The following is an 18,840-nucleotide window of genomic DNA, read 5'->3' on the forward strand; positions in this document are numbered from 1 at the left end:
GCCGGGCGGCACGCAACGTCGGTCAATTGCCGGTCATTCGCGCTGCACGCCGCCTTCGCACTCTTACTCCTCACCCTTGACGATGCCCATACCCCGCACCTTCATCATTCCCCTGATCGTCGCCTGTGCGCTGTTCATGGAACAGATGGATTCCACCGTCATCTCGACTTCCCTGCCGGCGCTGGCGCTGGACATGAAGGTCGATCCGATTTCGCTCAAGCTGGCGCTGACCTCGTACCTGGTCTCGCTGGCGGTCTTCATTCCCATTTCCGGCTGGATGGCCGACCGTTTCGGCTCGCTCACCATCTTCCTCGCGGCCATCTGCGTGTTCATGCTGGGCTCCATCCTCTGCGGGGCGTCCTCGACCTTGCCGCAATTCGTCGCCGCGCGTTTCCTCCAAGGCATAGGCGGGGCCATGATGGTGCCGGTCGGACGGCTGGTGATCCTGCGCAGCGTGGAGAAGGTCAATCTGGTCAAGGCGCTGTCCTATCTCACCATTCCGGCCTTGTTCGGTCCCGTGCTGGGGCCGCCGCTGGGGGGCTTCATCACGACCTATTTCCATTGGCGCTGGATCTTCTTCATCAACATTCCCATCAGCATCCTCGGTCTGTATCTCGCCACGCGCTTCATTCCGGATCTGAAGGCGGAACAGGTTTCACGGCTGGACATCGTCGGCTTCATCCTCTCGGCGCTGGGCTGCTCGCTACTGATGATGGGGCTGGCGACGTCCGGCCGTCACCTGGTCTCGGGCGATATCTCGCTGGCCTGCGTGGTAGCGGGTGTGCTGTTCCTGTGCGCCTACGGTTGGCACGCGCGCCGCGCCACGGCACCGCTGATCGACCTGGCGCTGCTGAAGATCCCCACGCTGCGGGCCGGCGTCTTCGGCGGCTCGCTGTATCGCGTGGGCATCGGGGCCATTCCCTTCCTGCTGCCGCTGATGCTGCAGCTGGGATTTGGCTATACGCCTTTCCATTCCGGCCTGCTGACCTGCGCTTCGGCTGCGGGTGCGATGTTCATGAAGACCATCGCCGCACGCTTCCTGCGCCGCTACGGTTTTCGCCGGGTGCTGCTGGTCAATGGCGCGCTGGGCGTGCTGGGCTTGTGGGCACTGGCTACCTTCACGCCGCAGACGCCTTATCTGGTGATGCTCATCATCCTGCTGGTCGGCGGCTGCTTCCGCTCGCTGCAGTTCACCAGCCTCAATGCGATTTCCTATGCCGATGTCGACAAGGTCCGCCTGAGCCAGGCCACCAGCATGGCCAGCGTGGCGCAGCAGTTGTCGATCGGCATGGGCGTGGTGCTGGCGGGGTTTGCGCTGCAGATGTCCAACGAGCTCCAGGGCCATGCCACGCTGGTGGCGCAGGACTTCTGGCCGGCCTTCCTGGTGGTGGGGGCAGTGTCGGCGCTGGCCCTGCTGATGCTGCGCCAGTTGCCCCCCAATGCCGGGGCCGAGATGGCCGGGCAGCAAGAGAACAAGCCGGCCTGATGCAGCGTCATCAGGCCCACGCATAACGAGGAGAACCATGCAGCCCATGACGTACAAGTCCCTGTGGTTTCCGCTGGGCGCGGTCCTGATCTGGGCCGGCAATACCGTCATCAGCAAGATGTCTGCGGGCGTGATTGCGCCGGAGGATATTTCCTTCTATCGCTGGGTGCTGGCAGCGCTGCTGATGTCGCCCTTCCTGGCGCGGCCGACCTGGGCGGCGCGCGCGCAGATTCGTCCTCATCTGGGCAAGATCCTTGTGCTGGCCTTGCTGGGCATGGTGCTGTTCCAGAGCCTGGCGTATTTCGCGGCGGCCACGGCGTCGGCCACCAGCATGGGCATCATCGCTTCGCTCATGCCGCTGCTCACGCTGGTACTGAGCATCAAGCTGCTCTCTGAACCGCCGACGGTCGGCACCCTGGCTGGCGGCATCCTCTCGCTCTTCGGACTGGCGGTGCTGATCGGGCGCGGCCATCCGCTGGCGCTGTTCGACCAGGGCGTGGTCACGGGCGACCTGCTGATGCTGCTGGCCACTATCGCCTATGGCCTCTATGGCGTCATGCTGCGCCGCTGGGCGTTGCCGCTGCGTACCTGGCAACTGCTGTACATGCAGGTGCTGATGGCGGTGGTGCTGCTGTTTCCCGGCTACGTGCTGGGCCATCATTCGCCGCTCACACGCGAGAACCTGCCCATCCTGCTCTATGCGGGCATTGCCGCCTCCATCCTGTCGCAGTTTCTGTGGATGCGCGGGGTACAGTATCTGGGCGCGAGCCGCTGTGCCATTTTCGTGAACCTGATGCCGGTCTTCACTGTCATCATTGCGGTGGTGGCGCTGGGCGAGCAATTGCACGGCTATCACGCCATCGGTGGGCTCATCACGCTGGCCGGCGTGATCATGGCCCAGGTCTTCAAGCAGCGACTGCGCTGGCGCACCGGCTGATCTCATAAAAAACAGGAACAGGAAAGAGACATGATCGATCCCGCCATGATCGTCAACTGCACGGTCTACAAGAAGGGCAAGAAGCTGCGCGACATCAGCCTCGATGAAATCAGCGACGTGCTGGAAGAAGAGGGCACCTTCGTCTGGCTGGGCTTGCTGGAGCCCAATGTCGAGCTGATGAACAAGATCAAGGAAGAATTCTGCCTGCACGAACTGGCCGTGGAAGATGCCTACGCCGCGCACCAGCGGCCCAAGATCGAGGAATACGGTGACACCCTTTTCGTGGTGCTGCACACGGCCCAGCTGGCCGGCGGCGAAGTGCTGTTCGGCGAGACCCACATCCTGACCGGCCCGCGTTTCGTGGTCACGGTGCGGCATGGTGCCTCGCGCAGCTATGCCAAGGTGCGCGAGCACTGCGAGATGCTGCCCGAGCGCCTGGTGCGCGGACCCAGTTTCGTGCTGTATTCCATCATGGACTTCGTGGTCGACAACTATCGTCCCATCATGGACGACCTCGAAACCAAGTTCAGCCAGTACGAGGAACAGCTCTTCAATCCCGGTGCGCTCATCGGCAAGGCCTACCTGCAGGAGCTGTACCAGTTGAAGCGCCAGCTGATCCGCCTGCGCTCGGTCGCCACGCCGCTGCTGGACGTCTGCACCCAGCTGCTGCGTTTCCATGAAGGCTTGATCACCAAGGAAGGCAAGGCCTACTTTCGCGACATCTACGACCACGTGGTGCGCTTCATCGACACCGGCGACCGCCTGCGTGAAATGGTGGAGTCGGCCGTGCAGATCAACCTGGCCCAGGTCACCATCCACCAGAACGAGATCGTGCAGACCCTGGCCGGCTGGGGTGCCATCCTGGCCATCCCGACCATGATCTTCAGCCTCTACGGCATGAACTTCGCGCACATGCCGGGCCTGTCCTGGCAATGGAGCTTCCCGCTGGTGCTGGGCGGCATCATCACCGCCTGCACGCTGCTGTGGCGGCGTTTGCGCAAGGCGGGCTGGCTCTAGCGCGCTTTTTCTGAAACCTGTGTAAAGACCTCCGGCGGGTGCGGCAATATGTCGCACCCGCCGGCTCGTTTGCATCGCTAGACTATGCGCGGCGTCTTCTGCAGGTCACATTTCGTCCCCCGAATCCGGATTCGCGTCCTGAATGCGATTCATTCTTCTTGATAATTGCAACAAAGTTGCATTAGAATCCCGCCCTGACCGCGCACGACGGTCACTCCATCGCGGTCAGGCAGCCACGCACCCAGCCGCAGCACAACGACATCACAAGGGAAAAGATGAAAATGACCGCACTGCGGGCGGCCGTGCTGGGCGCGCTCGCCATGGGCCAGAGCCAGCAACTGGCCTGGAGCGCTGATAACGACGCCAGCGCCGACAAGGGCCTGGGGCAGGTAGTGGTCACCGGCGCCGGTGAACGCCAGCAATACCGCCAGAGCGCCACCTCCAGCGCCACTCGCACCGAGACCCCGCTGCAGGAACTGCCGCAGTCGGTGCAGGTGGTGTCGCGCCAACTGATGGATGATTTGGCCGCTACTCGCCTGGATGACGTGCTGCTTTACGTGAGCGGCGTGGCCAAGCAGAACAACTTCGGCGGGCTGTGGGACAACTATTCGATCCGCGGATTTTCCGGCAGCGAGAATGGCGGCATGAATATTCTCTGGAATGGTTTCGCCTCCAATCGCGGCTACGCGCCCCCGCGCGATACCGCCAACGTCGAGAGCATCGATTTCCTCAAGGGACCGGCCGCAGCGCTGTATGGCAACAGCGAGCCGGGCGGCACCATCAACGTGGTCACCAAGAAGCCGCAGTTCAAGGCGGCCAATTCGCTGGATCTGTCGGTGGACAGCCGGGGCGGCTACCGCAGCGCAGTCGACTCCACCGGCGCGCTCAACAGCGAGGTGGCCTATCGCCTCAACGCGGCCCTGGAGCACAAGAACAGCTTCCGTGACAACGTCAGCAGCGACCGCGAATTCCTGGCGCCGGCCTTTACCTGGGTGCTCAGCGATCGCACCATCCTGAACTATGAAGGCGAATACCTGCGCCAGAAGGCCCCGCTGGATCGCGGCATCGTGGCCGTCAACGGCAACCTGGGCGTGCTGCCGGTCTCGCGCTTCCTGGGCGAGCCGCGCGATGGCGACATCAAGATGCAGAACGCCAACCACCTGGTCACGCTGGAGCATCGCCTGGACGACAACTGGCACTTGCGCACCGGCGTGTTCCACAAGGATGGCACGCTGGATGGCTACTCCACCGAGGCCTCTGCCCTGCAGGCCGACAACGCCACCCTGCGCCGCCAGCGCCGCTATCGCGATTACAGCTGGCACGACACGTCGCTGCAGGCAGAACTGGGCGGCAAGCTGCAGACCGGAGGCATGCAGCATGAAGTGCTGGTGGGCACGGAAGTGGACTGGCTCACGCTGGACCAGCGCATGCTGCGCGTGAACCCGACCGCTGCCGCGCCCTACGCGCTCAACATCTACAACCCGGTCTACGGCCAGCCGCAGCCCACACCCGCGCCCAACACCGATACCAGCGAACGCCAGATCAGCACCGCGCTCTACCTGCAGGACCAGGTGAGTCTCGGCGATCGCTGGAAATTGCTGGCCGGCCTGCGTGCCGACGGTTTCCGCTCCACGCTCAACAACCTGCGCACCGGTACCACCACCCGCCAGGACAAGACCGCCTATTCCCCGCGCCTGGGCCTGACCTATCTGTTCACGCCTGCGTGGTCAGCTTACGTCAGCGCCAGCAAATCCTTCCGTCCCAACAGCGGCAGCGATGTCAGCGGCAACGCCTTCAGCCCCGAGACTTCGCGCGCCGCCGAAGTCGGCCTGAAGTTCCAGAGCGAGGACCAGCGCAGTGGCGCGACGCTGGCCGTGTTCGACATCACCAAACAGAACGTGCTGACCACCGATCCGGCCAATCCATCCTTCTCGATTGCCGCCGGCGAAGTGCGCAGCAAGGGCGTGGAGCTGGATGCCAACGCACGCCTGGGCCACCACTGGCGCCTGACCGGCAACCTGGCCTATACCGACGCTTACGTCAGCAAGGACAACACCCTGACGGTGGGCTCGCGGCTGATCAATGTGCCGCGTGTATCGGGAAGTGTACTGGCGGTGTTTGAAGATGCGTCCGCAAGTGGCTCGCCCTACGGTATCGGTGGTGGCCTGAACTACGTGGGCAACCGTACCGGTGACCAGGCCGGCAGTTTCAAGCTGCCCGCCTACGTGACGGCGCGTGCCCTGGCTTACTGGCAGTTCACGCCCAAGATGAAGCTGTCGCTGGACGTGAACAATCTCTTCAACAAGCGGTATTACAGCAGCTCCTACAGCAACGTATGGATCATGCCGGGCGATGAGCGTACCGCCACGCTGGCGCTCAACGTCAAGTTCTGAAGGAGCGCCACTTGGCTTGTCCACCCCCCGCGCCGCGCCGGCGCGCCTTGCTGGCGCTGCTGGCAGCGAGTCCGTGGCCGCTGGCATGGGCGCATGGCGATGAGGCCGGGCCCCATTCCCACGCCATCACGCAAACCGGCAGCGATGTCCTGACCGTGGTCGGTCCGTGGGAACTGACCGGGCTCGACCCTTCGCGCTCCGGCTACATGTTCGCCCGCATGGAGGTGCTGCAGACCCTGCTGGAAGTCGATGATGCCGGCCAGTTGCGGCCGGGGCTGGCCACGGGCTGGCAGGTCAGCGCAGATGGCCTGCAATGGCGCTTTGCCCTGCCACGTGCACGGCGCTACCACGATGGCAGCGACGTCACGCCCGCCAGCATCCTGGCCTGTCTGCAGCGCGCCGCTGTCCGGCCAGGTGTACTGCAACTGGCAGGGATCACCGGGATGGCTGTACAGCAAAGTGAACTGGTACTGTCCCTGCGCCAGCCCTTTGGTCCGCTGCCTTATCTGCTCACGCATTACTCCACGCAGATCCTGGCCCCGGCCAGTTTCGATGCGCAGGGCAATGTGGTGGCCATTCTCGGTACGGGGCCGTTCCGCATCACGTCCATCAGTCTGCCGCAGCAGTTCGATGTCGAACGGGCGGAGGCCGCGCCGGGCAGGGCGGTGCAGCGGGCCCGCTACATCAGCGTCTCGCGTGCGGAAACGCGCACGCTGCTGGTCCAGAGCGGGCAGGCCGACCTGGCCTTCTCGCTGGATCCGCCCAGCATCCGCGCCTTGCAGGACAGTCCGCGTGCCGTGCTGCTGTCGGCCATGCTGCCGCGCACGACCCTGCTCAAGCTCAACGCCGGCCATCCCTTCCTGGCCGATGTGCGGGTGCGTCGCGCCATCTCCCTGTGCATCGAGCGCGAGGGCATCGCGCGTGCCTTGCTGCGCGATGCCGATCTCGGCGCCACGCAATTGCTGCCGCCTTCGCTGGCACGCTGGCATGACACTCGCCTGCCGCCCCTGCATACCGATCTGAAGCAGGCCCGCCGCCTGCTGGAAGAGGCTGGCTGGCGTCTCGGTGCCGACGGCACGCGCTGGAGGGACGGCCAGAAGTTGCAATTGACGTTGACCACCTTTGTGGACCGTCCCGAGTTGCCGCTGATCGCCACCGCCTTGCAGGAAGAGATGCGCCAGATCGGCATCGCCGTGCGCGTGACCATCGGCAATTCCAGCGACATTCCCGCCGGCCATCGCAGCGGCCAGCTGCAGATGGCGCTGGCCGCACGCAATTACGGCAACCTGCCTGACCCGGTAGCCAGTCTCCTGCAGGACTTCGGCCCGCAGGGCGGTGACTGGGGCGCCATGGGCTGGCACAACCAGGAAGTGCCGGCCCTGCTGGCCAAACTGGCCGCCACCCCGGCCGGTGAGGCCGACAGTGGCCGCGCCGAACGCGCGCGCATCGTGGCGGTACTGCAGGAGCAGTTGCCGGTGATCCCGGTGGTCTGGTATCGCCAGACCTGCGCCGTCAGCCGCCGCCTGCGCGGTGCCAGCATCGATCCCTTTGAACGCAGTTACCGCATCGCTTCCCTGCAATGGACCTGACCCGCCTCCTGACCTTACCTCCGGCCACGCGCCGGCAACTGGCCAGCGCCCTCGGCCAGCGCTTGCTGCAAGCAGCGCTGGTGGCGCTGCTGGTCGGCACGCTGTGCTTCTTCATGACGCGCCTGCTGCCCGGCGACATGGCCTATCGCATCGCCGCCGGCCGCTACGGCTACGACATGGTGACCACCGAAGCGGCCCTGGCCGTGCGCGCCGAACTGGGCCTGGACCAACCCTGGTTCATGGCCTTGAGCGAGTGGTGGAGCCGCCTGCTGCATCTGGACCTGGGCGTGTCGCAAGTGACGGCACTGCCGGTGCTGGTGGAAATCACGCATCAGCTGGGCCCGACGCTGCGCCTGTCTTTCCTGGCGATGGTGCTGTCGCTGCTGATCGGCCCGACCCTGGGCGTGCTGGCGGGACTGCATCCCGGTGGCTGGCTGGACCGCGCCACGCTGGCGGTGTCGGTGTTGTTGCGGGCCTTGCCGTCCTTCCTGCTGGGACTGGTGCTGGTGTTGCTGTTCTCGGTGCAATTGGGCGCCTTGCCGGCGGCCGGGCACACCGACCACGGCGGCATCCTGCTGCCGGCGCTGACGCTGGCCTTGGGGCTGGCGGCAGTGTCCTGCAGGGTGGCGCGCGATGCCATGGTGCAGGTGCGGGGCTCGGAGTATTTCGCCTTCGCGCTGACCAAGGGGCTCACGCCCGCGCAGGCATTGTTGCGCCATGGCGTGCGCAATGTCGCTGCGCCGGTCACGGCTTATCTGGGCGTGCAGCTGGTGATGCTGGTCGAAGGCGTGGTGCTGGTGGAAACCATCTTTGCCTGGCCGGGCATCGGCCACGCGCTGGTGCATGCCATCTTCGGACGCGATGTGCCGATGATCCAGGGCACGGCGCTGGTGCTGGGTTTGCTCTTCGTTCTCTTCAACGCGCTGGTGGATGCCGCCTGCGCCTTCATCGATCCGCGTCGCCGACCATGAGCCTGTCTTCCGACTATTTGCTTGAGCCCGAGGCGCGGCGCTGGACCTCCGCACAGATCGCAGGCGTACTGCTGCTGGCGCTGATCGTGCTGTTCGCGTGGCTGGGACCCTTGCTGATCGATGCCGATCCAGCGCGCCAGCAACTGGCGCGCTTTCTGGAAGCGCCCAGCCTGGCCCATCCGCTGGGCTATGACCAGCTCGGCCGCAACATGCTGGCGCGACTGGTGCACGGCACCCGGCTGTCGCTGTCGCTGGCGGTGGTGAGCGTGCTGTCGGCGGCCATTCCCGGTGTGCTCATCGGCTTGCTGGCGGCCTGGTGCGGCGGCTGGATCGAGCGCGTGCTGGCAGCCTTCGCGGACGCCGTGCTGGCCTTGCCGGGCCTGCTGCTGGTGCTGTTGCTGGCGGCGTTTGCGCCGGGTGGATTCTGGCCGCTGTATGTCGGCATTTCGCTGGCCTTGTGGGTCGAATATTTCCGCGTAGTGCGTGCGGCCAGCCGCATCCTGCTGGCGAGTCCGCAGGTGGAAGCCTCGCGTCTGCTGGGTTTTGGTCCCGGCTACATCGTGCGGCGCCACCTGCTGCCGGCACTCCTGCCGCGCCTGTTCACGCTGATGCGCTTCGGGCTGGCGGGGGCGGTGCTGGCGATGTCGGCACTTGGCTTCGTCGGTGTCGGGCTGCAGCCGCCGACGCCGGAACTGGGCGTGATGATGATCGAACTGCTGCCGTATTACCGCGAGGCGCCGTGGCTGCTGGGTGCGCCGGTAGGGGTACTGTTCCTCACCTTGCTGGGTTTGCTGTTGTTGTCACCACAGAAGGGACAGGCATGAACACACTTTCCCCGGATGCGGCTTTGCGGGTGCAGGACCTGTCCGTCTGGCACGGCCAGAGCGCGCTGGTGCAGGGCATCGACTTTTCCATTGCGCGCGGCGGGGTGATGACCCTGCTGGGCGAGAGCGGTTCGGGCAAGTCGCTGCTGGCCCAGGCCATCATGGGCAATCTGCCGGGCAGCCTGCGCTGCAGCGGGCAGATCGAGATCGATGGCCAGCGCAGTGATGCGGCCGATACCGCCGTGCGCCAGCGTGGCTGGGGACGGCGCATTGCGCTCCTGCCGCAGGAACCCTGGCTGGCGCTGGACCCGACCATGACGGTCGCGCGCCAGGTGGCCGAAACTTATGAACTGGTCAGCCATCCCGCCGCCGATACCCAGGACGACAGCCTGCGCGCTGCACGCAAAGCAGCGCGCACCCTGGCCGGGCAGGCACTGGCCAGCCTGGGATTGGAAGACGCAGCCGACAAGTATCCCTTCATGATCTCGGGCGGCATGGCCCAGCGGGTAGCCTTCCTGGCCACGCACGCGGCGGGCGCGCCCCTGCTGATCATCGATGAGCCGACCAAGGGGCTGGATGCGGACCGGCGCGGCGAGGTGCTGGCCTTGCTGCAGGCGGCGCAGCAGCAGGGCATGAGCCTGCTGTGCATCACCCATGATGTATGGCTGGCGCGAGCGCTGGGCGGTGAACTGGCGGTGATGCTCAACGGATGCCTGGTGGAACGCGGTCCGGCCGACGCGCTGCTGGCCCGGCCGCAGCATGCCTATACGCGCCGCCTGCTGGCGGCGGATCCGGCCTGCTGGACGCCACCGGTAGCAGCTGGGGCGAGCGCCGGCCCTTCATCACCGGTGATCGTCGAGGTCAGCAAGGTGGCCAAGCGCTTCGGCCAGCAGGCGCTATTCAGCGATGCCAGTGCCCGTATCCATGCCGGCGAAATCGTCGCCATCAGCGGACCCAGCGGGGCCGGCAAAACCACCTTCGGCAACATCGTGCTGGGCCTGTTGTCGCCGGATGCGGGGCAGGTCACGCGCGCCCCCGGCCTGGCGCGCACCGCCTTCCAGAAGATCTATCAGGATCCGGCGGCAGCGTTCGCGCCCGCCGTCACGCTGCGTCAGTCACTGCGCGATCTGGTGCGCCTGCACGGCCTCGACTGGCAGCGCCTGGAAGCGCTGCTGGCGCGCATGCGTGTCTCGCCCGCACTGCTGGAGCGTCTGCCGCGCCAGGTGTCGGGCGGCGAGCTGCAGCGCATCGCGCTGGCGCGCGTGCTGTTGATGCAGCCGGCACTGATCTTTGCGGATGAACCGACCTCGCGCCTGGATCCGCTGACCCAGCAGGAAGTCATTGCCTTGCTGGTGGAAGAGGCCAGGCAGGCGGGCAGTGCCGTGCTGCTGGTGACGCACGATGCCGATATCGTGCGTTGTGTGGCGGATCGCCGCTTGCACCTGGGGCCGGCGGCGCAGCCTGCCTGAGTGGCGCAATACAGTCTGAGCCGGGCGTAATACAGCAGGGCGCTGACCGCCGGCCGCTCAGGCGCTGTCTGCGTCGCGGCCTTCCGGGTGCAGTGATCCGGAGGCCATCTGGCCGCTCAACAGCACGCTGTTCCACTTGCCCTGGGCCGAGGTCGCGCCCTCGGGCAGCAGCATGTAGGACAGGCTCTGCAAGCCGCAATACTGTTCCAGATAATCGCGCGCATGCGCCATGCGCGCACGCAGCTGGGTGATGCTGTCCTTGCCGCCCGGCTGCATGGGCAGAAATTCAAACACCACCTCCGGATGCAGGAATTCGGTCAGGTGCCGGATCACCTGTTCGGCATCGGATGCTTCGGTGATGAATTCGTGATGGGCCGGACTGGCTTCATCACGCAACTGGTAGCGGATCAGGCAGCGCATCGTTCACCTCAGGCCAGGATAGTCGGAGATCACGGACAGGCGGGGATAGTCATGCTGGATGGCGCGGTCGCGGCCTTGTTCCTTGGCGCGATAGAGGGCGGCATCGGCGGTGTCGATCAGTTCGCGTGCATCGACCTGCGCACCCTTGCCGCTGGCCAGGCTGGCGGCGCCCACGCTGATGGTGACATGGCCGACCGAGCTGCCTTCGTGCGGGATGTTCAGGGCGCGTACGGCCTGCACCAAGCGGCTGGAAATGGCGCTGGCACTGGCGGCATTGCAATTGGGCAGGATCAGCGCGAATTCCTCGCCGCCGTAGCGCGCCACGATGTCGCCCTGGCGGCGCGCCACGCTGTTGAGGGCGGCGGCCACCTGCTTGAGACAGATGTCGCCCGCAGCGTGGCCGTAGGTATCGTTGTAGCGCTTGAAGTGGTCCACATCCACCATGATCAGCGAGAGCGATTCGCCGGAGCGGTTCAGGCGCGCCAGTTCGGCCGTCAGGGCGGCATCGAAGTAGCGGCGGTTGAAGACGTCGGTCAGGCCATCCTTCTGCGACTGCGCTTCCAGGGTGCGATACAGGCGTTCCAGTTCGGTCCGCGCGGTGATGGCTTCCAGTTCCGCATTCTCGCGTCCGGCCACTTGTGCCACCAGACGGTTGCCGCCATAGGCGATGATGATGAGCAACAGCATCACGGCGATGCCGCGGATCCACACACGCCGCGTCCAGTCTTCCAGCACGTCGTCCTTGGCCAGCGCCACCGCCACGAACAAGGGATACAGGCTGCAATGCTGGAAGCTGGTCAGGCGCACGATGTCGTCGCGCGGCGAGCGCAACTCGAAGCTGCCTTGTTCGGCCTTGCTCAGGTAATTGGTGACCAGCGTCGACTTGGAGATGTCCAGCCCGATCGAATAACTCAGCAGCGGCTGGCGGTAGATCACGGTACCTTCCTTGAGTCCGAACAGGATGGCGCCATCGCGGCCGATGGCGAACTGTTCGTAATAGCGCTGGAAGTGGGAAAGATCGACATCGGCCACCACCACCCCGGCAAAGCTGCCGTCTGCATGGTTGATGCGGCGGCTCATGGTCACGATCCACTGGCCGTTGGTACGGCTGCGCATGGGCTTGCCAATGTAGGCCTGGTCGGTGCGCAGGCGCTGGTGATGCAGGAAATAATCATCCTGGATGTAGCGGTGTTCCAGGGTGGCTTGCGAGGTGCCGATGGCCAGACCCGTTTCGTCATACACCATCAGCCCGGCCAGTTGCGGCACGGCGGCCACCGAAGCCACCATGAACTCGTGGGTGCGGCGACGGCCGGCTACGCCGGGACCGTCATATTCCATGTGCTCCTGGATGCCCAGCAGCACCACGTCGATTTCCTTGAAGGACTGGTCGGCATGCTGGGTCAGGGCCAGCGCCATGTTGGAGGCATTGCGGATGGCCTCGTCGGTGGCCACTTCATAGGCTCGCCAGGCCGACCAGGCCTCCAGTACCACGATGATGAGACAGACCACGACCACGAACAGCTTGGCCGTCTTGGATGCGCGCTGAATTCTTTGTTCTGGCATGTTGTCGCTTTCCCCCGGAAACGGCGTTTCCCCCCCCGGCACCTTTCTTGCCCGATTGCATTGTTGTTGAAGCTGTTGGGCACGTCTATCAGGGATGTCCTGAACTTGTACGGAGATTAACAGATTCCCCCCTCGCAAGGGAAAGCGTCCCCGTGCTGCACGTGCGGCAGCGGGGCCCTGTTGCCCGCTGCCGTGGTGTGCCCGCCTCAGTCGTAACGGCGGCTGAAGAGGATGTTCAGGCCATTGATGGTCCCGGCGCGCGCCACTACCGACCAGCGCCGCGAGATCTGCCAGGTGGCCTTGGCCACGCTGGCGGCCCCCTGCAGGCTCTGCTCGTAGCCCAGCGTGATCTTCTCGGTGATGGCCTTGCCCAGGTTGACCACTTGTTCGTCCGTCAGTCCCGATTCGCTGGAGCCGATGCTGAACTGGTCCAGCCCGATATCCTTGGCGATGCGCTTGCCGCCCATGTTGCCCACCAGCGCCAGCGCCTGGCTGCTGGCGGTACGCTGGCCGATGCTGGAGCTGTCGGTGCCGTGGCCGAACATCATCCAGGACAGTTTTTCGTCATCCGGCACGTTGGGTTCGGACACCAGCTGCACGCGCGGCTGGTTGGCATTGCCGGTCACCGAGACCCCGGCTTCGACGTCCTGGTTGCGGCGCATGGCCAGGATGTTGATGTTGGGATTGGCGATCGGCCCCTGGAAGTTGATGATGCCGCGCTCGATATTGAGTTTTGTGCCAAAAGCTTCATAACTGCCCTCGGCCACGTTGATGGTGCCCGTGGCGCGCAGCGGCGAGAGCGGTTCGCTGCGAACATTCATATCGCCCCGCAAGCGCAGGTCTGCGCCGCTGCCGCGGAAGCGGAAGTCGTTGCCCAGGTCGACCGCCAGGTTGATGACCGGGGCGAACTTGCTGGCCGGTTTTTCGGTGGCCGCTTCCAGTTTCTGTTGCGAGGAGGCCGCCGCGCCGACGCGGTTCTTGCCGCTGCGGCTGACGATGACCACGTCATCGCCCAGCTTGGGGGCGCTGCTCTTGGGCAGGTCGAACAGGGCACGGTCCACGGTGAACTTGCCATCCACCCGCAACTGTTCGTTGACGTTGCTGATCTTGCCTTCGCCGGAGAGCATCAGCTGGCGGTCCGGGCTGGCGAACAGTTCCAGATGGTCGGCGGTGAGGGTGGCATTGAGGTCGGGATTGTCAGCCCCCAGCTGGATCTTGCCGCCGGCGCGCAGGGTGCCGCGTCCACCGTGGAATTCGATCTGGCGCAGTTCGATCACGTTGCTGTCCATGACGATGCGCACGATGCCATCCTTGAGCTGGATGCCCTGGTCGAATTCGGTCACGGCCAGGTTGTCGCCATTGATGGCCCCGGACAGGCGCGGCTGCGCCAGCGTGCCGCCGGCATTGAGGCTGGCGGCCAGCTTGCCGTTGAGGCTCACCTGCGGGCCGATCAGGTCGCCCACGCGCTTGAGTTCCGGTACATCGAGACTGGCCTTCAGGTTCAGCGGAGACTCCGGGGCCAGCGCCAGCAGCGTGTCTACCCGGCGCAGGCCGATATCTCCGCCGAGGTCCAGCGTGCCGATGCGGGCGGCGTTGACGCGGCCGGTGACGTTCATGCGCTCGCCCTGGAACTGGCTGCGCAGCTGCAGTTCGGACAGGCCCATGGCCGCTTCGCCGACGCTGGTGGTCACGCGCACGTCGCCTGACTTGCGCGCGATCTGCAGATAGCCGCTGGCGGTCTCGGCCAAGTTGAAGTCCCAGTCGCTGTCCAGCACCAGGTCGGTCTTGACCGGTGGCGGCGTGCCGGTGAACTGCTGTACCAGTTCCAGCACCCGGCCCACATCCAGCGCGCGTACCTGTCCGGCGGAAGCCAGACGGCCCTGGCGGTAGGACAGGCGCTTGAGATCCAGCGCGGTACGGTCGATCTCGATGCGGGTGCTGCCGGCCTCGATGCCCTCGGCCGAGGCGTCCAGCGTGAGCGGGCTGGTCATGGCGATGCGCGGCAAGCCCTGGTTGCTGAACTGGTCGAGACTGCCGGCCCAGCCATAGTTGCCACGGGTCTTTTCAGTGACTTTCCCGTGCGCCGCCAGGTTCAGGTCCAGCACCTGATCGGCCAGCTTGCCCTTGGCTTGCAGGGCCAGCGTGTGGCTGGCATAGGTGCCATCGAGCTTGAGCGACAGGCGCGCCAGTTCGGCTTGCGGGCCGCTGTAGCCATCGCCTTCCAGGCTCAGGGCCAGGCGGTTGTCGGGCGAAGCCACGCCGGCAGCCAGGTTGCTGTGCAACTCGCTCTGGCCGGACAGGTGATGCAGCTTGTGCGGGCCGAAGGCCAGTTGCTCGGCCTGGAAACTGGCCAGCAGGTTGGGGCGTTCGCGCGTACCGCTGAGGATGCCGTCCACCCGCAACAGCCCGCCCAGGCCATAACCCAGGCGCGCCAGTTGCGGCGCATCGACCTTGAGCTTGAGCTTGTCGCGGGCGGTACCGAAGCTGCCGTCCAGATCCAGCGTATTGCCGGCGATCTGCACATTGGCGCGGCTGGGCAAGAGGCGCATGCCGGCCAGGTTGATGTCGCCCTGGCCGCTCATGGGCAGGGCATCGTAGGTGCTGTCATGAATGCGGAAGCCCAGCTTGAGCTTCAGCTCAGGCGAGAGTGCACCGGCGGCATTGAAATCCATGTTGATGCGCGCCGGCACCGGTTTGGAAGCCGCTGCTGCGGTACGTTTGCGGCCCTTGCCCGTGCTGGCGGGCGGCGGCGTCACCGCCTGCAGCACGGCGGTCGGATCGAAGTCCACCAGGCGGCCCTTGAAGGCGTAGTCCATGGCAGCGGCGGTCTGCAGCGTGCCGGAGGTTTCCAGGCGCGACTTGCCGGCCGTCAGCGAGGCCTCGCGCAGTTGCACGTGGTCTTGGCCGATCACGCTGTCCACATGCAGCTTCAGCGTGCTGTCCTGCAGGGTCAGGAGGACTTGCTGGGCATCGGGAGCGAGCGTGAGGTCGACCGGACCGGACAGCCGGGTCGGGCGCACCTGGCGATGCAGCTGGTTGAGGTCCAGATCGCTCACGCGCAGCTTGAACTGTCCGGACAGCGGTTCCTGCTTGCCGGGCTCGCTGCTGCCGGGCCGGAACTGGCCGCTGCCTTCGATGCGCCCTTGCTGCGGCAGACGGATCTCCAGCCGCGACAGGGTTTGCTGCTGCAGGTCCAGTTTCAGGTCGGCGCTGGCCGAGAGCAGCGGCAGGCGTTGCTGGTCCAGGCTGCCGGGACGGGCGTTGTCGATCTCGACGCGGCCGGCGACTTGCAGCGGTGCGTCGGCGGCCAGGCCGGCGGGCGGCGCGAGGTCGGCGCGCAGGTTCAGGTCGGCGGCTGGTGCGGCGGCGTTGAAGGCTTGCGGATTGAGATGCTGCAGGTCCACCTTGGCGCGCTTGAGCGGCACGCTGGCAAAGGGCGTGGCGACGATGTCGGCATGCCCCTTGAGCTTGTCGCCGCCGGCGGTGAGCGCGATGCCCAGTTCCTGCAGCGAGCCCGACAGTTGCGCCGCCAGCTGGTATTGCTCCTTGCTTTCGCCATATTGGTAGGCACCGGCCAGTTCCAGCCCGCCGCCGATGGCGAAGGGCTGCTTGCCGTTCAGGTGCAGCAGGGCGGTGGCGTCACCGAAAGGCGTGGTGAGGCTGTCCAGCACCAGCGTGTGCTGCACGCCGTCGGAGTTGCCGTGCAATTTCAGTTTGGACAGTTCGGTGGTGGAGGTGCCCTGGGTCAGGCTGAGGCTGGCCAGACTGATCTCGCGGATGTCCAGCGCCAGCGGGATCTCCAGCGAGCCCGGCATGCTGCTCGGTTCGGACGGCGAGGGTTGCTGGTTCAGGCGCACCTTGCCGACGCGCAGGTAATCGATACTGAATCTGCGTTGCAGCAGCGCCAGATGCCAGCGCGCATCCACGCTGTCGATGTCGAGGATGCGCTTCTCATCCTGGTAATGCAGATCGCGCAGACGCAGACCGTCGGCCACGGTACCGCCCAGCAGTTGGCCGGAGAGTTTGCCGTCGAGCGTCTTGACGGCGGTATTCCAGAGCAGGCGGGCACCGCTCTCGGTATGGGTGGCATACAGGGCGGCACCGGCGGCGGCCAGCACCAGCAGGGCCACGGTGCCACCGCTCCAGGCGGCGATACGGCGGCCGCGGCTGGCGCGACGGCGCGGCGGCGGTGCGGAGGGGGCTTGCTGCGGATCGTGTTGCGGTTCGCTCATGCTGGTGGGTGATTCGAATTCAGTTCATCGGGAGGCGGCGCGGATGCTGCCCGGGCGCTAGAAGGCGATGCCCAGCGAAATGTGCGGCCGGATCTGTCGCTTCTGTATGCCATAGGCCAGGTCCAGATTGAGCGTGCCGACCGGGCTGCGCCAGCGCGCACCGGTGCCGACCCCGTGATAGAAGGTCTTGTTGTTCCAGTTGTCGGCCGCGGCACCGACGTCGTAGAACACCGCCGCGCCCCAGTTCTCGCTGAACCAGCGCTGGTATTCCGAGCTGCCCACGGCCAGGTACTTGGTCGGATAGACGGTGCCATTCTGCTCGTTGCCGATGCTCTGGTAACTGTAGCCGCGCACCGAGTCATTGCCGCCGGTACGGAACAGCAGCGAGGGCGGTACCGCGCCGGCACTGCCTGCGGTGAAGACCCCGCCCAGCTCGGCGCGCAGCACCACGATGTCGCGCTTGCCGACCGGGAGGAACTGCTTGAAACGCCCATACAGCCGCGAGAAGCTCTGGTCGGTCAGCAAGCCCTTGAGCGCGAAGCCGGCTTCCAGCGTCAGCAGATTGCCTTTACGCGGGAAGATCGGATCATCCACATTGCGGCGCGACCACGCGAAGCCCGGCACCAGCGCACGGTGCTTGCCGGGCGTGACGATGGTGTTGGCGGGCAGGGTGCTGCCATCTTCCTGGCTCAGCTCGTCGCGGTAGTAGGTGAGCGAGTAGGTGGTGTCGTAGTTCTCGCTGTTGCGGGCCCGCTTGAAACCGACCTGCTGGCTGCGCAGGTCGATGCCTTCGAGCTTGGTACGGTCGTAAGAAGTGTTGATGCTGTTGACGAAGGCCTTGTCATCCGGCGGCATGGCCAGCGACAGCACGCCGTACTGGCGCTTCTGCTCCAGACGCAGCTGGCTGTCGAAAACGTAGGCCTTGTTGAACACGTTGTAGTGCGAATAGCGGCCTTCGACCTGGGCACCGGTATCGGTGCTGTAGCCGACACCGGCACGCACGCGCTGGGTCGGGAATTCGGTGACCTGCACCTTCACCGGCGTTTGCTCGGGGTGCTCGGGATCGTCATCGATGGCCACGATGGCATTGGAAAAATACGGCGTGTTCTGGATCTGCCGCTGCAGGGCCAGCAGACGATTGACGTCATAGGGCTCGCCCACGGTGAGCGGATTGACGTTGCGGATGATGCTTTCCGGATAGCGCCGCGTGCCGGTGATCTGCAAGGGGCCCAGCGTGAACGCCGGGCCGCTGTCATAGCGCACGGCCAGGTCGGCCTGGTGTTCGTCCGGATCGACGCGCGCCTCGGAGCTGGCGATGCGGGCGGCGGCGTATTTCTTTTGCTGCAGCTTTTCCAGGCCGGCGTTCTTGGCACGGTTCCAGTCTTCCTGGCGGAAGGGCTGGCCGACGGGCAGCGACCAATCCTCGCGCAGGCGGGCCACGGTCGCCTGATCGTCGCGGGCGGCTGCGCCGGTGACGCTGACCTCGGCCGAACTGATCTCGGTGCGTGGACCGGGGTCGACGCTGATGGTGATGCGGCGTACGGCCTGCTTGCCTTCGGCACCGGCCTCGGTCTCGGTCTGCGCGCTGACCTTGGTGACCGGGGTGAAATAGCCCTCGGTGGAGGTCAGTTCGCGCACCTGGTCGCCGGCGGTATCCATCATGAACTTGAGCTGTTCATCACTGATGTCGTCGCGGTCCTGATAGCGAGAAATGTCCAGGAAATCCTTCAGCAGCGACTGCACCGGCTTGGGTGCGTCGATCTGTACCTTGTAGGCGGCGTGGGCGGTGTCGGCGGCGCAAAATAAAAAGGCGATGGCCAGGCTGCGGGTCCAAGTCATTGATTCACTGCATCATCGGTTGTCGGTTGAGGCGGCCAGCCTGACGCGCCGTGGGGCAAGTCGGGTAGGATGAGGGCTGGCGGCGCACGCCACTCAGGCC

Annotated in this window: 12 protein-coding genes; 8 read left to right on the forward strand and 4 right to left on the reverse strand. The window is 65.6% G+C overall.

Annotation, left to right across the window (positions count from 1 at the left end):
* The first annotated feature begins 82 nt into the window (after positions 1-82).
* The 8 genes from E2K99_RS07715 (at position 83) to E2K99_RS07750 (ending at position 10,686) form a co-directional block, all read left to right on the forward strand.
* Positions 83-1,486 carry a DHA2 family efflux MFS transporter permease subunit gene (locus E2K99_RS07715; RefSeq protein ID WP_134221862.1) on the forward strand — a complete coding sequence of 468 codons (1,404 nt, stop codon included), beginning with the start codon at positions 83-85 and terminating at the stop codon, positions 1,484-1,486.
* 46 nt (positions 1,487-1,532) lie between these two features.
* Positions 1,533-2,423: a DMT family transporter gene (locus E2K99_RS07720; protein WP_088756778.1), complete on the forward strand. Its 891-nt coding sequence runs from the start codon at positions 1,533-1,535 to the stop codon at positions 2,421-2,423.
* 30 nt (positions 2,424-2,453) lie between these two features.
* Entirely contained in the window at positions 2,454-3,440 is a 987-nt protein-coding gene (locus tag E2K99_RS07725; protein ID WP_134221863.1) for a magnesium and cobalt transport protein CorA, read from the forward strand.
* A 275-nt stretch (positions 3,441-3,715) separates the two neighbouring features.
* Positions 3,716-5,833 (forward strand): TonB-dependent siderophore receptor, encoded by a 2,118-nt coding sequence (locus E2K99_RS07730; RefSeq protein ID WP_134221864.1) that lies wholly within the window; start codon positions 3,716-3,718, stop codon positions 5,831-5,833.
* Positions 5,834-5,844: 11 nt separating this feature from the next.
* On the forward strand, positions 5,845-7,422 hold the full coding sequence (locus E2K99_RS07735) for an ABC transporter substrate-binding protein (RefSeq protein WP_134221865.1): 1,578 nt from the start codon (positions 5,845-5,847) through the stop codon (positions 7,420-7,422).
* A complete protein-coding gene (locus E2K99_RS07740; RefSeq protein ID WP_121038636.1) occupies positions 7,413-8,393 on the forward strand; it encodes an ABC transporter permease in 981 nt (326 codons plus the stop codon). The genes E2K99_RS07735 and E2K99_RS07740 overlap by 10 nt, the downstream gene beginning before the upstream one ends.
* Entirely contained in the window at positions 8,390-9,217 is an 828-nt protein-coding gene (locus tag E2K99_RS07745) for an ABC transporter permease (protein WP_134221866.1), read from the forward strand. Before E2K99_RS07740 ends, E2K99_RS07745 begins: the two co-directional genes overlap by 4 nt.
* Entirely contained in the window at positions 9,214-10,686 is a 1,473-nt protein-coding gene (locus E2K99_RS07750) for an ABC transporter ATP-binding protein (protein ID WP_134221867.1), read from the forward strand. The genes E2K99_RS07745 and E2K99_RS07750 overlap by 4 nt, the downstream gene beginning before the upstream one ends.
* A 57-nt stretch (positions 10,687-10,743) precedes the next feature.
* Here the strand turns inward: E2K99_RS07750 and E2K99_RS07755 are convergent, their stop codons facing one another.
* The 4 genes from E2K99_RS07755 to E2K99_RS07770 form a co-directional block, all read right to left on the reverse strand.
* Complete coding sequence (locus tag E2K99_RS07755) at positions 10,744-11,106, reverse strand: hypothetical protein (RefSeq protein ID WP_134221868.1); 363 nt, start codon at positions 11,104-11,106, stop codon at positions 10,744-10,746.
* Positions 11,107-11,109: 3 nt separating this feature from the next.
* Entirely contained in the window at positions 11,110-12,669 is a 1,560-nt protein-coding gene (locus tag E2K99_RS07760; protein ID WP_134221869.1) for a sensor domain-containing diguanylate cyclase, read from the reverse strand.
* A gap of 206 nt (positions 12,670-12,875) precedes the next feature.
* A complete protein-coding gene (locus E2K99_RS07765) occupies positions 12,876-16,901 on the reverse strand; it encodes a translocation/assembly module TamB domain-containing protein (RefSeq protein WP_134221870.1) in 4,026 nt (1,341 codons plus the stop codon).
* Between the two features lie 57 nt (positions 16,902-16,958).
* On the reverse strand, positions 16,959-18,740 hold the full coding sequence (locus E2K99_RS07770) for an autotransporter assembly complex protein TamA (protein ID WP_134221871.1): 1,782 nt from the start codon (positions 18,738-18,740) through the stop codon (positions 16,959-16,961).
* Positions 18,741-18,840: the final 100 nt, after the last annotated feature.

The sequence above is a fragment of the Herbaspirillum huttiense genome (assembly GCF_004367745.1).
Lineage (GTDB): Bacteria > Pseudomonadota > Gammaproteobacteria > Burkholderiales > Burkholderiaceae_D > Herbaspirillum > Herbaspirillum huttiense.

Coding starts and splice junctions, on each gene's coding strand:
- E2K99_RS07750 (WP_134221867.1), top strand. CDS start 9,214: ATGAACACACTTTCCCCGGATGCGGCTTTGCGGGTGCAGGACCTGTCC.
- E2K99_RS07730 (WP_134221864.1), top strand. CDS start 3,716: ATGAAAATGACCGCACTGCGGGCGGCCGTGCTGGGCGCGCTCGCCATG.
- E2K99_RS07760 (WP_134221869.1), bottom strand. CDS start 12,669: ATGCCAGAACAAAGAATTCAGCGCGCATCCAAGACGGCCAAGCTGTTC.
- E2K99_RS07745 (WP_134221866.1), top strand. CDS start 8,390: ATGAGCCTGTCTTCCGACTATTTGCTTGAGCCCGAGGCGCGGCGCTGG.
- E2K99_RS07720 (WP_088756778.1), top strand. CDS start 1,533: ATGACGTACAAGTCCCTGTGGTTTCCGCTGGGCGCGGTCCTGATCTGG.
- E2K99_RS07770 (WP_134221871.1), bottom strand. CDS start 18,740: ATGACTTGGACCCGCAGCCTGGCCATCGCCTTTTTATTTTGCGCCGCC.
- E2K99_RS07765 (WP_134221870.1), bottom strand. CDS start 16,901: ATGAGCGAACCGCAACACGATCCGCAGCAAGCCCCCTCCGCACCGCCG.
- E2K99_RS07725 (WP_134221863.1), top strand. CDS start 2,454: ATGATCGATCCCGCCATGATCGTCAACTGCACGGTCTACAAGAAGGGC.
- E2K99_RS07715 (WP_134221862.1), top strand. CDS start 83: ATGCCCATACCCCGCACCTTCATCATTCCCCTGATCGTCGCCTGTGCG.
- E2K99_RS07755 (WP_134221868.1), bottom strand. CDS start 11,106: ATGCGCTGCCTGATCCGCTACCAGTTGCGTGATGAAGCCAGTCCGGCC.
- E2K99_RS07740 (WP_121038636.1), top strand. CDS start 7,413: ATGGACCTGACCCGCCTCCTGACCTTACCTCCGGCCACGCGCCGGCAA.